This is a genomic window from Butyrivibrio sp. XPD2006 (assembly GCF_000420865.1).
Classification (GTDB): domain Bacteria; phylum Bacillota; class Clostridia; order Lachnospirales; family Lachnospiraceae; genus Butyrivibrio.
In genome coordinates this window covers 176,518-194,607 of record NZ_ATVT01000002.1, presented here as the reverse complement: position 1 = coordinate 194,607, position 18,090 = coordinate 176,518, and the positions used below count along the sequence as shown (strand labels likewise).

At 43.3% G+C, this 18,090-nt stretch carries 12 protein-coding genes; 11 read left to right on the top strand and 1 reads right to left on the bottom strand.

The window, feature by feature from the left end; all coding sequences use genetic code 11:
- The first annotated feature begins 82 nt into the window (after positions 1–82).
- From G590_RS0102790 to G590_RS0102765, 6 genes are all read left to right on the top strand, one after another.
- Positions 83–1,072, top strand: a complete 990-nt coding sequence (locus G590_RS0102790; protein WP_022764153.1) for a LacI family DNA-binding transcriptional regulator — start codon at positions 83–85, stop codon at positions 1,070–1,072.
- A complete protein-coding gene (locus G590_RS0102785) occupies positions 1,069–2,802 on the top strand; it encodes an ABC transporter ATP-binding protein (protein ID WP_022764152.1) in 1,734 nt (577 codons plus the stop codon). Before G590_RS0102790 ends, G590_RS0102785 begins: the two co-directional genes overlap by 4 nt.
- A 154-nt stretch (positions 2,803–2,956) precedes the next feature.
- Complete coding sequence (locus G590_RS0102780; protein WP_196802460.1) at positions 2,957–5,269, top strand: glycogen/starch/alpha-glucan phosphorylase; 2,313 nt, start codon at positions 2,957–2,959, stop codon at positions 5,267–5,269.
- Positions 5,270–5,547: 278 nt separating this feature from the next.
- Positions 5,548–8,559 (top strand): right-handed parallel beta-helix repeat-containing protein, encoded by a 3,012-nt coding sequence (locus tag G590_RS21485; protein ID WP_022764150.1) that lies wholly within the window; start codon positions 5,548–5,550, stop codon positions 8,557–8,559.
- A gap of 144 nt (positions 8,560–8,703) precedes the next feature.
- The gene (locus tag G590_RS18175) at positions 8,704–10,443 is read left to right on the top strand and encodes a bifunctional diguanylate cyclase/phosphodiesterase (RefSeq protein ID WP_022764149.1); all 1,740 of its coding nucleotides are present in this window, start codon (positions 8,704–8,706) and stop codon (positions 10,441–10,443) included.
- A gap of 25 nt (positions 10,444–10,468) precedes the next feature.
- Positions 10,469–11,281, top strand: coding sequence for an endo alpha-1,4 polygalactosaminidase (locus G590_RS0102765; RefSeq protein ID WP_026493878.1), 813 nt, complete (start codon positions 10,469–10,471; stop codon positions 11,279–11,281).
- A gap of 30 nt (positions 11,282–11,311) precedes the next feature.
- Here the strand turns inward: G590_RS0102765 and G590_RS0102760 are convergent, their stop codons facing one another.
- Positions 11,312–11,926: a PilZ domain-containing protein gene (locus G590_RS0102760; RefSeq protein ID WP_022764147.1), complete on the bottom strand. Its 615-nt coding sequence runs from the start codon at positions 11,924–11,926 to the stop codon at positions 11,312–11,314.
- A 232-nt stretch (positions 11,927–12,158) separates the two neighbouring features.
- On the opposite strand from G590_RS0102760, the gene G590_RS0102755 reads away from it, so the two are divergent.
- From G590_RS0102755 to G590_RS0102735, 5 genes are all read left to right on the top strand, one after another.
- Positions 12,159–12,689 (top strand): GNAT family N-acetyltransferase, encoded by a 531-nt coding sequence (locus G590_RS0102755; protein WP_022764146.1) that lies wholly within the window; start codon positions 12,159–12,161, stop codon positions 12,687–12,689.
- 74 nt (positions 12,690–12,763) lie between these two features.
- On the top strand, positions 12,764–14,131 hold the full coding sequence (locus G590_RS0102750) for a TrpB-like pyridoxal phosphate-dependent enzyme (protein ID WP_022764145.1): 1,368 nt from the start codon (positions 12,764–12,766) through the stop codon (positions 14,129–14,131).
- A gap of 25 nt (positions 14,132–14,156) precedes the next feature.
- A complete protein-coding gene (locus tag G590_RS0102745) occupies positions 14,157–14,603 on the top strand; it encodes a PH domain-containing protein (protein ID WP_022764144.1) in 447 nt (148 codons plus the stop codon).
- A 232-nt stretch (positions 14,604–14,835) separates the two neighbouring features.
- Complete coding sequence (locus tag G590_RS0102740; protein WP_155828711.1) at positions 14,836–16,695, top strand: hypothetical protein; 1,860 nt, start codon at positions 14,836–14,838, stop codon at positions 16,693–16,695.
- 97 nt (positions 16,696–16,792) lie between these two features.
- Entirely contained in the window at positions 16,793–18,073 is a 1,281-nt protein-coding gene (locus tag G590_RS0102735) for a GTP-binding protein (protein ID WP_022764142.1), read from the top strand.
- The last annotated feature ends 17 nt before the right edge of the window (positions 18,074–18,090 follow it).

Sequence of the window (18,090 nt, the reverse complement as noted above, 5' to 3'; positions counted from 1 at the left end):
TGCCACAGGTCATATAGTAGTACTATGCCTGGAAAACGCTTTCCTGGCAGATCTAAAAGACAATCCGGCAGGTGGGGTAAAAATGGTTTCAATCAAAGATGTGGCCAGAGAGGCTGGAGTTGCCATTTCAACAGTCTCCAAGGTCCTTAACAATTATCCAAACGTCAGCGAGAACACCAAAGCCAAGGTAATGGAAGTGGTGGACAGATTAGGCTTTGTGCCCAATGCAGTGGCAGCAAGTCTTTCTTCCAAGAAAACCGGCAGAGTAGCGCTCCTGATAAAATTCAATTTAAATACTGAAGCCAGCGATGAGATCAGCATGCAGTATATCTCCGGTGCGGTTCACCGGGCAAAAGAGCTGCAGCTGGATGTGATCACTGTCTTCACATCGATGATTGAAGACATGAATGTGGAGGAGGTCACAAGTTACTTTGAATCCCAGGGTATCAAGGGCATTATAGTATACGGCCTCACAACCAAGGATAAAGTGGTCCACAAGCTGATAAAGAGTGAGCACTTCAAGATGGTGGTTGTGGATGCGCCAATGACGGGAGCTTCGACATCATGCATAAGTGTGGACAACGTACAGGCTCAGTATGACGTGGCCAAAAAGACCATCACTGAGAACAAGTGTAAAAAGGTTCTATATATTTCCGGAGATGAAAACGGCTATGTTACAGCACAGAGGCTCGAGGGCATCAAGAAGCTCTGCAGTGAAAAGAACCTTAAGCTCACTGTACGCAGTGGCAAGTTTTCCGAGCTCAAAGCCCGGGAGATCACAATGAAGTTTGCCAAAAACCACCATTGCGTGGTTTGCGCATCCGACCTTATGGCCATCGGAGCCATGAAAGCACTTATTGATATGGATATATTCCGCCCGGTATGCGGATTTGACGGAATAATACTTATGGGGTATGTGGGGAAACAGATGAATACGGTGAAACAGGATTTCGTCAAGATATCCGAAGAAGCTCTGGATGAGCTCAGCCGCCTGATGCAGGGGCAGCCCGGCAGAGAAGTTATCCTTCCTCATACTCTCGTGAGAATGAAATATGAGGACATAATCAAATGAAGCTGATAAAGAAATTTATACCGTATTACAAGCCGTATATCGGCGTGTTTTTAATGGATCTTTTGTGTGCATCCATTCTCTCAATCATAGACCTTACATTTCCTCAGTTCCTCAGGATACTCAGAAGCACTCTTTTCCTGGAAGAGAGCAGTGTGATACTGAGCAGACTCGGGATTATAGCATTCCTGCTTATAGCGATGTATGTGGTAAGGCTTTTGTGCAGATACTATGTTACTTACCAGGGACACATGATGGGAGCGAGGATCGAGTCTGGGATGAGGAGTGAGCTCTTTGACAGGTTTGAAGCATTCTCTTTTTCCTATTACGATACGCACAATACCGGCGAGATGATGAGTAAGCTCGTTTCCGATCTGTTTGATATATCGGAGCTTGCACACCACGGCCCTGAGAACATTTTTATTTCAATAATCAAGATAATCGGATCATTCATACTTCTGATGCGCATCAATGTGCCGATGACAATGTGTCTTGTTTTTGTTGTGGCATGCATGGCTGTATTTGCCGTGACGCAGAATAAACGCATGAGAGCAACATTTTCCGATAATCGTAAGAAGATAGCAGGTATCAATTCTTCTCTTCAGGACACTCTTGGAGGAATCAGAGTTGTTAAGTCCTTTACAGGAGAGGATATTGAGAAAAAGAAATTTGACCGTTCCAACACAGCGTTCCTTGATTCAAAGAAAGCTAACTACAGGCAGATGGCGCTGTTCTTTTCGGGCAATAACTTCTTTGAAGGAATGATGTTTGTAACTGTCCTGGTGGCCGGTGGTTATTTCATTGCCAAGGGACAGATGACCGGCGAAGATCTGGCAATCTATGCCCTGTACATCAACATTTTCATCAATCCTGTAAATGTTCTCGTGGAGTTTACGGAGCAGCTTCAGAAGGGCATGGCGGGATTTGAGAGATTCTGTGAAGTAATGGATACCATGCCCACGATTGTTGACAGACCTGATGCAAAAGAGCTTTCGGACGTCAAGGGCGTTATAGATTACAAGGATGTGTCTTTTTCCTACGAAAAAGAAGAGACGGTCCTTAACCATGTTGATCTTCATGTGGATGCCGGCAAAAACGTGGCTATCGTCGGACCTTCCGGCGGCGGAAAAACCACGCTTTGTTCACTCCTTCCGAGGTTCTATGAGGTTACCGGCGGAAGCGTGATGATAGACGGAACCGATGTAAGAGATGTTACACAGAAATCACTGAGGTCGTACATCGGTATTGTTCAGCAGGATGTATATCTTTTTAACGGCACCGTAAAAGAAAACATCGCCTACGGCAAAGAGGGTGCAACAATGGAGGAAATTGTGGAGGCGGCGAAAAATGCTGACCTTCTGGATTTCATTGAAACTCTTCCAAAGGGCTTTGATACTGAAGTTGGAGAGAGGGGAGCAAGACTCTCGGGCGGACAGAAACAGCGAATCGCTATAGCCAGAGTTTTCCTGAAGAACCCGCCTATACTTATTCTTGATGAGGCTACAAGTGCTCTTGATAATGAGAGCGAGAGATATATTCAGGAGAGTCTTGAAAAGCTCTCTGTGGGCAGGACGACTATCACCATCGCTCACAGACTCTCCACTATCCTCGGAGCCGACGAGATCATTGTTCTTGACGGCGACGGAATTAAGGAGAGAGGCAGGCACAAAGAGCTTATCAAGCAGGGCGGCCTGTATGAGAAGTATTACAGGATGCAGCTTGGCAGTGTATAAACAGCAGTCAGCACTGTGTTGTAGATTTTTGAAATGATACTTGCGGAAAACGTTTTCCTGTGGTATTCTTAGGAAGTCAATTTGAGAAAACGTTTTCCACAGTAATATGTTTTATAACACTATTGCTAAGGATTCATATGAGAGGAGATACGCAATGGCAAAGCACACAAACATGCAAAGGGATGTACTTGTAACCAATCTTGAGGGACAGCTTGAAGACATCGCTAATGAGAAATTCGGAAAGAATCTTAAGGAGCTGTCAGATCAGGAGACATACTATGTACTTCTCGAGATGACAACACGTCTTATGGATGTGGCAGAGGTTTCCAACGGAGAGAAGAAGGTTTACTACATTTCAATGGAGTTCCTTATCGGTAAGCTTCTTTCCAACAACCTTATCAATTTAAGAGTTTATGACAGGGTTAAGGAGATCCTTGAGAAGAACGGCAAGAGCCTTGCAGCTATTGAGGAGTGCGAGCCTGAGCCATCTCTTGGTAACGGCGGACTTGGAAGACTTGCAGCATGCTTCCTTGACTCAATTGCAACTCTTGGCCTTGCAGGCGAGGGAATCGGACTTAACTATCACTTCGGACTCTTTAAGCAGGTATTCAAAGATCATCTTCAGTGCGCAGAGAAGAACGACTGGATCGAGGATCAGTCCTGGCTTGAGAAAACCGACACTACCTTCGAAGTGTCTTTTGGCAAAGAGAAGGTAACATCACGCCTCTACAACATGAACGTTGTCGGCTATGACACAGGAGTTAACAAGCTCCGTCTCTTCGATATCGAGACAATCGATGAGAGTCTTGTTAAGAAGGGTATCGACTTCGACAAGACCAAGACTGATAAGAACCTTACTCTGTTCCTGTATCCCGATGATTCAGATGAGAACGGAAATCTTCTTCGTATTTACCAGGAGTATTTCCTTGTATCAAACGCAGCTCAGCTCATCTTAAGAGAGCAGAAGGAGCGTCAGTACGACCTTCACGAGCTTCATAACCACGCCGTAATTCAGATCAACGACACTCACCCTACAATGATCATTCCTGAGCTCATCAGGATCCTTGTAGAGGAGAAGGCATTCTCAATGGATGAAGCCATCAATGTCGTAAGCAAGACCTGTGCATATACAAACCATACAATCCTTGCCGAGGCTCTTGAGACATGGCCTCTTGAGTACCTTGAGAAGGTTGTTCCTCAGCTTGTACCTTATATCAAGGAGCTTGATAAGAGAATTCGCGAGAAATATAAGAGAAGACCTAAGATCCAGATCATTGATAAGGATAAGAGAGTCCACATGGCCTTCATCGATATCCACTACGGCTTCTCAATCAACGGTGTAGCAGCTATCCACACCGATATCCTTAAGGACTCTGAGCTTCACGAGTTCTACAAGATCTATCCTGAGAAGTTCAACAATAAGACCAACGGAATCACCTTCAGAAGATGGCTCCTTTCCTGCAACCATCCTCTGGCTGACTTCCTTTCACAGACCATCGGCGATGGCTTCAAGAAGGATGCAAATAAGCTCGAGAAGCTCCTTGATCATATAGATGATCCGACAGTTCTTGATAAGCTCGAAGAGATCAAGATGGGCAAGAAAAAAGAGCTTGCTGCTTATCTCAAGGAGCACGAGGGAGTAGAGGTTGATCCTGATTCTATCTTTGATATTCAGGTTAAGAGACTTCACGAGTACAAGAGACAGCAGATGAATGCTCTTTACATCATTCACAAGTATCTTGAGATCAAGGGCGGCAAGAAGCCTGCAAGACCTATCACCTTTATCTTTGGTGCCAAGGCAGCTCCTGCTTATGTTATTGCAAGAGACATTATCCATCTCATTCTTGTTCTTCAGGAGATCATCAATAACGATCCTGATGTTAACAAGTATATGAAGGTTGTCATGGTAGAGAACTACAACGTAAGCTATGCTGAGAGACTGATTCCTGCCTGCGACGTATCAGAGCAGATTTCACTGGCATCCAAGGAGGCATCCGGAACAGGTAACATGAAGTTCATGCTTAACGGTGCTGTAACTCTCGGAACAGATGATGGCGCTAACGTAGAGATCCATGAGCTTGTAGGTGATGACAATATCTACATCTTCGGTGCGAGTGCAGAAGAAGTTATCGAGCACTACAAGAAGGCTGATTATGTTTCTAAGGATTACTACAAGAAGAGCAAAGTGGTTAAGCAGGCAGTAGACTTCATCACAAGCAAGGAAGCCCTCAAGGTTGGTCACAAGGAGAACTTAAAGAGACTCCATGACGAGCTTCTTAACAAGGACTGGTTCATGACTCTCCTTGACCTCGAGAGCTACATCGCCAAGAAGGATGAGATCTTTGCAGATTACGAAAACCGCGATAAGTGGAAGAAGATGATGCTTACCAATATCGCTAAGGCAGGTTACTTCTCATCAGACAGAACTATAAAAGAGTATAACAGAGATATCTGGCATCTTAACTGATAAGATCAGACAGGAAATTTGGCAATAGAAGCCGGAATACAAACCAGTAAAATGGGATGTATTCCGGCTTTTTATTGGACGAAATCATTAAATACTTTAGACCAATAAAAACGTTTTAATAAATAATACACCGTTAAATCGGGAGATAATTGTGCGATATTAATAAAATGTTAACTGTATATTGCAAACTATAAAACGTTATGGTATGATTCATATCACTTAATCATAAAAACGTTTTTATTTTGTATTTGTGTTTGAAGTTTATGAGGTTTTATGAAATGAAGAAGAGGTTTTACAAGGCATGTAAATCTATAGCGCTAATGAGCCTTACAGCATTTATGCTGGTTTCACAGTTTAGCACAACAGTTTATGCAACAGAAGATATTGATCCTAAGCAGGATATCATAGAAGAGCCTGTTACAATTCCTGCACAGGATGATGTAGTTGTATTACAGCAGGTTCAGCCTGCTCAGAATGTAGTACCTGAGGAGGATAAGGTACCTGAAGGAAATTCATTTCCTGAAGAGAATCCAGTACCTGCTCAGAGCACAGAGCCTGTTTCGAATATTCAGAATCCTGCAGATGACACGAAAGATGAAAATAAGCAGGAATTGAATGGTCAGAACAATGCAGATGGTCAAAGCGGTGATAATGCTCAGAACAATGGAGAAGGTCAGATAACATCATTATCTCTGGAACCGGAATACACACTCGTTGAGAACGAGGAGCAGCTTCGCGAAGCACTTAAGAAGGGTGGAGCGATAAAGCTCACTCAGGACATAACAGTTCAGCAGGGATGGGTTAAAGTCGGAAGCGGCCTTGATGGCGTAGCAGGCAAAGATGAAACAATTCTTAACCTTGATGGCAAGACGATTACTGTAGCTCAGTCCACAGCTACTTTTGCTGTTGATGAAGGAAAGAGCCTTACTGTACTGAATGGTACTGTAACCGGACAGCAGGAATCTGAGGATGTCGGAGCTGCATTTGAGTGCAACAACGGTTCAAGCGTAAGCCTTCAGGGAGTTACTGTTTCAAAGCTTAACAATGCCGTGTTTGCAAACAATGCGCAGCTTAAAATTGAGAACTGCAATTTTACAGATAACAGCAATAAAACAAACGGCGGAGCTATTTTCGCAACAGGATCCACACTCACAACACTGGGAAATAACACTTTTTCGGGTAACAAGGCAAAGGTTGATGGTGGTGCTATCTACGCCGAGAAATCAGTGTTTTTATCTGATGCCGAAACGAAAAACAGCTTCACGGATAATACTGCCGGATTAAAAGGTGGTGCAATCAGCTTACGTGACTTTGAAGATGATCTTGTGCTCAGTCAGATGACTTTCACAAACAACTCTTCGTATCAGGATGGCTGGGGATCCGGTGGTGGAGCCATTTATTACAAGGGACAAAAGAATCTTACAGTTGATCAGAGTAATACCTTTGCAAATAACTATGCGCTTTCCAGCGGAGGTGCGATTCTTTTCGAGGGAAATGAGCTTTATATCAACGGAACTTATAGCGGTAATATCGCTGAGAAACATGAAGGCGGAGCAATAGCAATTATCGGTAATTTCAGAGGTGGTAACAATTCAGCATCTCTTGAAAGCGGATTACTCGAAGGTAATAAGACCGGATACGACAAGAATGGAAATCCGAATGAATCCTATCAGGACTGGGGCGGCGGAGCAATCTTCGTATCTGACGCATCAAGCATAGTCGTACCTTCAGAAACTCTGATAACAGGTAATACTGCAGGAGGCTTTGGTGGCGGACTTGCAGGCTGTTCAACAGGACGTGTATTTGTCTTTGGTGATGATGACAGTCTTGCCATGGTATTTAACAACAAAGGCGGAGACAGGAACAACATACATGTTTCCGGAGAAGGATCAGCCAAGCATGATGATCACACTTATGCAGAGCAGAATCCTACATTCATGGAGAGCGGATACGATGACTATTTCTGTGCTCTGAACAGTATTGTAGAAAAGTCTGTATTTGGAGGTGCCGATGTAAAGGGAAGCGTAGATCAGTCTCAGATTTCAGAAGATGACAGCCTCTATGTTGCCAGCTATGTTATGGGAATTACCGCTCAGCTTGTAGGTGATGATGCGCTTCAAAAGGCAAAGAAAGATGCTCTTGTTAAGATCATAAATAATGAATCATATACACACGGTGGGGGTATTCTCAGTAACGGATATATGATAGTGGGTAACCCCAGAGCAAATGCTATCTCCGTAGGTAAGTCACTGCAGATTTCAGCCACAAAAGCGCTCTTCACACCGGAGGGAGAACAGCTTTCCATGGAGAACAGAGTGTATTCATTCTCAGTGACTGATGAAAACGGCGAGAAAGTGCTCAGCGGAATGAATGATTCTCAGGGACAGATCGGATTTTCCGGCAAAATCTCTTTTAACCAGAAGAATTTCACCGGAGAAGGAGATTCTGCAACATACAATTACTTCCTTGCTGAAGATGAAGTTGAGGACAGTAATGTTATAAGAGATGAAACAAAGTACAGACTTGAAGTTAAGGTCCACAAAAATGCCACTGCCCAGAAGGTCGGAGGTAAAGAATTCAGTCTTGATAAATATGAGATAGAAAAAGTAAGTATTTACAGAATATCAGATGGCACCGAGACTTTGATGGATGAGAGCGATTATTCTTTCAAGGCAAACGATGAGATGCACGCAGCGCTGATCTCTTTCCTTGGTACAAACAGAGCTACATTTAACAATATCCTCAAGCCTGAGGACCCTGTTGATCCTGAGGACCCTGAAGATCCGGTCGACCCTGTAGATCCTGCAGACCCTGTAGATCCAATAGATCCTGATGATCTGATTGACCCGGTTGATCCTGTTGATCCTGAAGATCCGGTCGATCCAATAGACCCTGCAACTCCGGTAGACCCTGTTGATCCGGTAGATCCAATTGATCCGGTAGATCCCGTAACTCCTGAAGATCCGGCAGATCCTGTAGTTCCTGTAAGCCCTGCAGAACCTGCTCAGACTGAGAATCCTTCATCTCCTCAGGAGCCAGTAACTTTCGAAATCCCTGATGGGGAGCCCGTTGCGCTGGCAAGTGAGCCTGTTACGTTGACCGGTGAGCCTGTTGCGTTGGCAAGCGAGCCTGTTGTAATGGGAGCAAGCAGAAGTGCAGACCTTCCGGAGGTACTTGGTGCAAGAAGAGGTGTGACCTCAGATGACGCCATGGGATATATCAGAGTGGTCATCATCATAATGGCAGCTGCAGCAGCCCTGATAATGGCAATTCAGAAAAAGAAAGACTAAGCAAAATAAACGATTCTAAGGTCGGAGCATAAGTGTGCTTCGGCCTTATTATTTTCTTGCATCCGTACCGATTTAATCATAAAATCTTAGTGTACCCATTAATGATTTACTGTTTCTTTTTGTTCGTTATAGCGAGGTGAATTTATGGGAAAAAGGTTTCATGACGCAGGTATCAGTGGTATTATTCCAAAAGGTCTGCCGGGAGGATTTTTTATCTATGAGGCCACGGAGATCGAGAGCGTTTTGTATGCCGGACCCAATGTTCTCGAAATGTATGAGTGCGAGAATATGGGCGAATTCATAGAACTCACCGGTGGAACATTTAAGGGTATGGTGCATCCTGATGATTACAAGAGAATCGTCAATCAGATCCAGGCCCAGACTATATTTGGGGAAAAGAAACATGACTATGTCCGCTACCGTATTGTGACCAAAAGCGGGAAGGTACGTTATGTGGAGGATTTTGGACATCTTCTTCACAGGGATGACGGCAAGAGCTATTACTATGTCTATATCGTTGATGTAGATCAGAACGAGTACTTCAATAAGAATCGTAATTCCTTCGCCGAGGCAGAAATCCTCTCTGCCAATCAGGAGACGGATGATCTTACGGGACTTCTTAACATGTCCTTTTTCTATCAGAGAGCTCAGATGTTCCTTGGGTCCTATGAGAGCTGGCATGAAGATATTTCTTTTATCCATTTTGATATCCCAAACTTTAAACTGTTTAATGAGAGAAACGGATTTAAGCTTGGCGATGAGCTTTTATGCGATCTTGCCAAAGCTATCAGGGAAACCTTCCACATTGGAGGTATATGTGCAAGATTTTCAGACGATCACTTTGTGGTATGTACAACAGGCTCAAGAGAGAGCGTGGTTGAGAAGGTTGAAAAAGTCTACAGGACCATGCTTCTAACTGAAGATGTAAACAAAAAGGTAAGGATCAAAGCAGGTATCTATTACCTCGATGACAGGCGCGCTGAGATTGGCCTTGCCTGCGATCATGCCCGTCTTGCCTGTAACAGCATCAAGCACAGACATGACGTCAATTACTGCGTATACGATGAGATGCTAAGAGAGAATCTGCGCAAGCAGCAGTACGTCATAGACCATATTGATGAGGCAATCGAACATGAATACATAAAGGTCTTTTACCAGCCCGTTATCCGTGTTAAGACCGGAGAAATCTGTGGTTATGAGGCGCTTGTTCGCTGGATAGATCCCAGAATGGGAATGCTGTCTCCCGGCGATTTTATCAACACTCTGGAGCAGTTCCATCTGATCCATCTGGTGGATACTTTCGTGGTCAAGCGCGTATGCAAGGACTATGTGCAGATGAGAGATGAGGGAAAAGAGCTTGTTCCTATCTCTGTAAATATCTCAAGACTGGATTTCGAACTGTGCGATATTTTCGGAGTTGTGGAAGAAACCAGGGCTGGGTATGATGTTCCGAGGAATATGCTGGATCTCGAGATCACTGAGAGCTCTCTGAATGAGAACGAGGGCTATATCAGATCTCAGTGCGATAAGATGAGAGAGATGGGATATCACGTATGGATCGATGATTTCGGAAGTGGATATTCGTCCCTGAATACAATAGCAAACTATAATTTTGATGTACTGAAACTCGACATGGTATTTCTCCGCAGCTATGATAATAATCCGAAGACCGGTAAGATTATGGGGTATATAATAAAGGGAGCCAAGGCCATGGGCGTATCTCCTTTATGCGAAGGTGTTGAGACTCAGACGCACTTTGAATTCCTCAAAGAGATTGGCTGTGAGAGAGCGCAGGGCTATTATTTCGGAAAACCGATGCCTATGGAAGAGAGCAGGAAGTTTACTTCCGAGAAGGGCCTTGTCTGGGAGAAAGTTAAAATCTGAAAAAGAAAAGCCGGTGCACACTTTCATGAATAGAAACAAATCTGTAGTATTAGCTGTGATTATTGCTCTTTTGTTAAGTGCTTGCGGAGCCACGTTACAACCGGAACGCGACTATGGTGTATTCCTTGGCCTTGAAGGCCATGCCGATAAGCTTAAGGAGTACAATACCGTTGTCATAGATGCGCAGTATTATTCGGAAAAAGAGATACAGGAAATAAAGGACAGCGGAACAAAAGTTTACAGTTACATCAATGTCGGATCGCTGGAAAACTTCCGCGACTACTATGACGAATATAAAGACCTGTCTATCGGAGTTTATGAGCACTGGGAAGATGAGTGCTGGATCGATGTTTCTGACGACAGGTGGCAGAGATTTATTACAGGCAGGCTTATGCCTGAGCTTTTGGAAAAGGAAATTGACGGATTCTTTGTAGACAACTGTGATGTTTATTATGTAAACAACACGGAGGAAATCCTGGAGGGACTTGCAGGCATCATGAGAGCTCTTGTGGATACAGGCAAAGAAGTCGTGATCAACAGTGGGAATGACTTTCTTGATGCGTATTGCGCCGGGGACGGAGACTGGGATGATGTTATAACCGGAATCAATCAGGAGAGCGTGTTTTCAAAAATAATCTGGGATGAAAACAGATTTGGAACGGCAGATGAAGATGACAGAGAGTTCTTCACTGATTATATCGAGAGGTATGCTGCCAAAGGTGCAGATATTTATCTTCTTGAGTACACAAAAGACAAAAAGCTGATTGCTGAAATAGATGAATACTGTAAAAACAAGGGTTTTAAATACTATGTTTCCGATTCGCTTGAATTAAAATAGTGGCGTGGATGACTATCGGATCAGTCCGGTTCATCCCGCCACTTTTACGTTCATTTTCCTGTTATATTCAAGTCTTTTCTCTGCGACATACAGGGTGATGTCACTGTCGATGTCACTTATAACGCACCCTGCAGCGTTGTAGATTCCTACCTTGAAGAGCCTTACTACTTTGCATCTGGTATTGATCCTCTTCATGGTTCCGGCTTTGAAAAAGCTAAGGTTTATCTCGTCGCCCATGTTTATGGACTGGTCCTTGCCGATAAGGAGAGAAATTCCGCGTACTGAAATGTCATTAACAATGACATTTATGGTCTTTCTGTGATTGACCACTGCCTGTCCCATGACCTGGACCATGTATCTCTCAGCCTTTCTGTTCCTGTCGGAGAGAATGATCTCTTTTCCCCTGATGACATGAAAATCAGTGCCGTTGAAATCTGTCCTTGCTATGGAATCCGACTCAAAGATGTGCTTAAGTCCCGTGGCTGGCTCTGTATATTCAATCCTTGCCTTGGAGCAATAATCAACGGTTTGATTTCCGCAGGTAATCGGTGTTACCAGGATTCCCTCGCCGTAGGTTGTAAGCACTCTTGTCTTGACCGAACACTCGGAATTGTTATGAACCATTTTTATGGTTATTTCTGCCATTTGTGGTATCTCAACTATTCTCATGATCACAATGATAATACATTGTCAAGTAAAAGTCTTCTAAAATTTATTAAAAAAATACTAAAAAACGCCAATTTTGAAACTGCGTTTCATCAGCATTGCACCGGATGAAATTTATTTATTTCGAGTGCCTTGATTTTATGCTCAAAAGAATCATAATTAGAGTATTGGTCTACTGAATAAATAATGTATACAGAAAAGGTGACATGCTATGACAACAGATTATTCCATAAGAACGGCTACGCCGGATGATGCAAAAGAGCTTGTGGCTATCTATGATTACTATGTAAAAGAGACTGCCATTACCTTTGAATATGAAACACCTTCCATCGAAGAATTCAGAGGAAGAATAGAGAAGGTTCTTCAGAAATATCCGTATATCGTTATAGAGAAGGGAAAAGAGATCCTGGGATATGCCTACGCGAGTACCTTCAAGGACAGGGATGCCTATCAGTGGAGCGTTGAACTTAGCATATACCTTGCGAAGGATGCAAGGCGTGCGGGGCTCGGTCGCATGCTTTATGAAGAACTGGAGAAGAGGCTTAAAGCGCAGGGAATCTTGAACCTGTATGCGTGTATCGGTTATCCGGATGATGAGGATGAACATCTTACATTAGACAGCGTTAAATTTCATGAGAGGCTTGGCTATTCCATGATAGGCAAGTTCAATAAATGCGGCTATAAATTCGGTACCTGGTACAGCATGGTCTGGATGGAGAAGCTGATAGGAGAGCACAAATAATTAATTGATTTATTGCATTAAAGTGCTTGGATTGTTATGATACTACTAACGGTTTTTTGATTGGAGGTAATTTAATGAGCACAATACCATATAAGATCTATCTTGAAGAGTCAGAGATGCCAAAGGCATGGTACAACGTCAGGGGCGATATGAAAAAGAAACCCGCTCCGATTCTCAATCCTGCAACACTTAAGCCTGTGACCATAGATGAGCTCTCAGGAATATTCTGCCGTGAGCTTGCAGAGCAGGAACTTGATGACACTTCAAGATTTATTGAGATACCCGAAGAGATCAGAAACTTCTACAGAATGTATCGCCCGTCACCGCTTGTACGTGCATACTGTCTTGAAGAAAAACTGCAGACACCTGCACATATTTATTACAAATTTGAAGGAAACAACACCTCAGGAAGCCACAAGCTCAATTCAGCTATTGCTCAGGCCTACTATGCCAAGAAGCAGGGCCTTAAAGGTGTGACAACAGAAACCGGTGCCGGCCAGTGGGGTACAGCTCTTTCAATGGCATGCTCATACTTTGACCTGGACTGCCAGGTGTATATGGTTAAGGTTTCTTATGAGCAGAAGCCTTTCAGACGTGAAGTTATGCGCACTTACGGTGCCAAGGTAACACCTTCTCCGTCAATGGAAACAGAGGTAGGAAGAAGGATCAATGCCGAGTTCCCCGGAACAACAGGATCTCTGGGATGCGCTATTTCAGAGGCCGTTGAGGCTGCTACAAGCCAGGAAGGTTACCGTTATGTTCTGGGATCTGTTCTTTCTCAGGTACTTCTTCATCAGTCAGTTATAGGTCTTGAGACAAAAGCGGCTCTTGATAAATACGGAATTAAGGCAGATATGATCATTGGTTGCGCAGGTGGCGGATCTAACCTGGGCGGACTTATTTCTCCTTTTGCAGGAGAGATCCTCCGAGGAGAAGCTGATTACGAGATAATCGCAGTTGAGCCTGCATCATGCCCGTCACTTACAAGAGGAAAATATGCTTACGATTTCTGCGACACAGGTAAGGTTTGTCCTCTTGCCAAGATGTATACTCTCGGAAGCGGATTTATTCCATCAGCCAATCATGCCGGCGGACTTCGCTATCACGGCATGAGCAGTGTTGTATCTGAGCTTTATGATCAGGGAATCCTCACTGCAAGATCCGTTGAGCAGACAAGTGTATTTGAGGCAGCAGAGATGTTCGCAAGAGTTGAAGGTATTCTTCCTGCTCCTGAGAGCAGCCATGCAATCCGCGTTGCTATCGATGAGGCACTTAAGTGCAAAGAGACCGGAGAAGAGAAGAACATTGTATTTGGTCTTACTGGAACCGGGTACTTTGATATGGTCGCATATCAGAAATACAATGACGGTGAGATGACAGACTATGTTCCTACCGATGAAGAGCTTCAGAAGTCTTTTGCAAAGCTTCCTAAGGTAGAATGATCAGAATTACAGGGAGGGAGTTACTATGGCTAAGATAGCTAATCCTGAGCAGTATGCACAGTCAACTGAGTCCAAGGGAGAACTCAAATACAGAGAGCGCAGCAGATGGCTCTTATTCGGACTTCCATGGACATTTACCAAATATGAGATAAGAGAGAATGACTTTACCATAATCAAGGGATTCTTTACCGTAAGGGAGAATGACTGCTACATGTACAAGATCAGTGACGTGGAGATCACAAGCAGTCTCCTTCAGAGAATGGCAGGTCTTTCAACTATCGTTCTCTACACTTCGGATGTTACGGACAGAACCATTATCATGAAAAACATCAAACACGGTCGTGAGATCAAGGACTTTATTCTTCAGGCATCAGAAGCAGCGCGTATTAAACGCCGCACCATGAATATGCAGAATATTGGATTTGGAGCAAATGACATCCACGATGTCGATGAGATGGATGAACTTAGCTGATTGATTGGGCTTAGCATGTTTTGCATGCTAAGCCTTTTTTAGAAATTTCAAAATTCCTCTTGCATTTTTTCTCCGGATATGTATAATCATTTTTCGTCGGTATTCAATCGACAAGAAGTCACAGGTGTTCACCTGATGATTTTTCCACTTTTAAACAATTTAACTATTAACGAGTTGGCGCAGAGCCATGTCTTTTTTGCTCTCTGCTGCCAAAAACAGAAAGGGAGATGTTATGAATTTTAAGGAGAAAATGTCGAAACAGAACAATTCAGTTAAGGTACTTCTCAAAAAACTGAAGAGACATGACACTGTTGTAGTTGCGATTGCGGTAGTGATAGCGCTTGTTTTATGCGGAGGTCTGATCTACCTGACAACTCCGGCAGTTACGGCTACAGCCAAGGAGGAATTTGAAGAGGCAGAAAAAGAGAACAATGAGAAGACAATTGAGAAGCTTGATGAACTGGGCAATTACCTGACAGGAATTGACAAGTCAATCGAAGAGAGTCAGAAGAGCATAAATACATTCAGTGAAAAGAACGGAACAGATTCAAATCTTGTGAGTGAAAAGGTGACAGGTCTTGGTAATGACATGAGTACTCTCCACACAACCATTACTTCAACTCAGACAAACATTGAGAAGCTTAAGGAAACTATCGAGAAGGGGACAGAGCAGTCAAGCAAGGAAAGAGCTGACAGCCTCGCTCAGATCGATAAAGAACTTGATTTAATAAAGGATCAGTATGCTTCAACTCAGGAGAGCACAAAGAGCCTTATTGATGAGATTCAGTCCAAGGTGAAATCAGGGGATGAGAGCATTTCACAGGAGATGAACGATCAGTACAATGACCTCCTTGATAAGCTTGCTGCATTAAACGTAAAACTTACTGAGGATAACAGTAAGACAATCAACAATTTCAAAACTGAGATTTATAATCTTGATTCCGAGATCAAAGAGCTCTCTGAGAAAATGGCTTCGGATACAAGTGCAACCAACAACAAGATAGACCAGATCAGAGAGAATCTTGGAAATGGTATCAGTGCCATGAACGATAAACTTGGAAAAGACATCTTTAACATGAACGAGAGTCTTGGAAAAGACATCAGTAGCATGAATGAGAATCTTGGAAATAACCTTGATACCATGAATGAGAACCTCGGCAATAATATAAACAGCATGAACGAGAGCCTTGGGAACAATATTAACACCATGAATGAAAGCCTTGGAAACAACATAAACACCATGAATGAGAATCTTGGAAAAGACATCAGTTCAATGAATGAAAATCTTGGTAAAGATATCAGTTCAATGAATGAGAGTCTTGGAAGCAATATAAATTCTATGAACGAGAACCTTGGCAATAATATCAGCTCTTTAAATTCGAGCATGGATGATAGTTTCAGCAACCTTAACACAAGTATTTCAAATCAGTATAACAGCATTGTTCAGGGTCAGAACACCAACACACAGGAATTAAAGCAGCTTCTTTCAGAGTATCATCAGTCGGTAAAAGATTCTTTTACATCTGTCGCTAATGGAAAACAGTTGGTGGCTTCTGCATTAGCGACAAAAAACATCCAAGTTGCCAGTGATGCTACTTTTGAGGAATTAAGCAACGCTATAATGAGTATTCAGACTGAAGTAAAGGTTGAAGAACTGGTGGGCAATGTAAGTTATACATATCATCACCACACAAACGGCCAGGATGGAATAGGAGATAATGGTGATATGCATGGTGATCAGTATGGAGACGATTATTTATCTCCTGTACAGGGTGGCTGCTTTACAAGACCATACTATCATGTCAGTTATTCGGGTCCTGTATACAGATATTATGAGCTTATGACTACGACGGATGACAGACAGAATGAGTTCCAATACTGGGGATGCAGATACTGTGCTTCGACAAAACGTGCATGGGATGATTATTACGGCTGGGATATACCCGATACTCATCTGTGCGGAACGGAAACGGTGGATAAATGGACTTTTGACCTTTCCGGAGAAGATTCTGCAAATGTAGTTGAAGTTATGTATGCACGTGGATGTGAAAAGGTTGCGAATCAGATAGTTGGTGCAAGCGTATCGTACTGATGCGATGTTATGGGCTTTCTTGACATTCAGAATCCATCTGCATAGAATAAATGTGTTGTAGTGGTTATAGCACAAAAATGTGCAGATTGGAGAAAACATGACAAAAATAGATATTATTTCAGGCTTTTTGGGAGCCGGAAAGACTACTCTTATAAAGAAACTTTTAAAAGAGGCTCTCGCCGGAACTAAGGTAGTACTTATAGAAAATGAATTTGGTGAGATCGGCATTGACGGCGGATTTCTTAAGGAATCAGGAATCGAGATCACAGAGATGAACTCAGGTTGTATCTGCTGCAGCCTTGTGGGAGATTTCGAGACATCCCTTAAACAGGTAATGGATCAGTATGCACCTGAGAGAATCCTCATTGAGCCTTCAGGTGTAGGCAAGCTTTCTGATGTAATGAGAGCTATCCAGAATATCGCCGATGCCGATGAAAACATGGAGCTTAACAGTGCTGTTACGGTTGTTGATGCAACTAAGGCTAAGGTTTATATCAAGAACTTTGGTGAGTTCTTCATTAATCAGATTGAGAATGCAGGAACTATTATTCTTACAAGAACTGACAAGGCTGATCAGGCCAAGATTGAAACTGCTGTAGAGCTTATCCGTGAGCACAACAAGAAAGCAACTATTATCACAACACCTCTTGCTGATATTACAGGAAAAGAAATTCTGGATACTTTTGAAGGTAACAATGATCTTGAGGCAGAGCTCTTAAAGCTTGTTATGGAACAGGAGCATCATCACCATCACCATCATCATGATCACGGCAGCCATAAGATCGTAGCTGAGGATGGCTCTGTAATCTACAGTGCGCATCCCGACGGAGAGTGCGATGATGAGGAGTGCGAGTGCCATCATCACCATGATCATGACGAGGATGAGCACGATCACGAGCATGAGCATGAGCATGAGCACCATCATCACGACCATGACCATGATGAGCACGATCACGAGCATGAGCATGAGCACCATCATCATGACCACGACCACGATGAGCACGATCATGATGAGCACGAGCATCATCATCACCACGATCATGACGAGGATGAGCACGAGCATGATCACGACCATGAGCATCATCACCATGATGCAGACGATATCTTCATGAGCTGGGGTATGGAGACTCCGCTTAAGTATACTAAGGAAGAGATAGAAGGAATGCTCTCAAAGCTTGAGGACGATGAAACATACGGCATTGTTCTTCGTACTAAGGGTGTAGTTCCATCTACAGACGGATCATGGATTGAGTTTGACTATGTTCCCGGAGAGTCTGATGTCAGAACAGGAGCAGCTGATGTCACAGGTAAGTTCTGCGTAATCGGATCTGAACTCAATGAAGATAATCTTCAGAAACTCTTTAGAAGGCTTGCATAAGGTCTTTTACAAGTGAT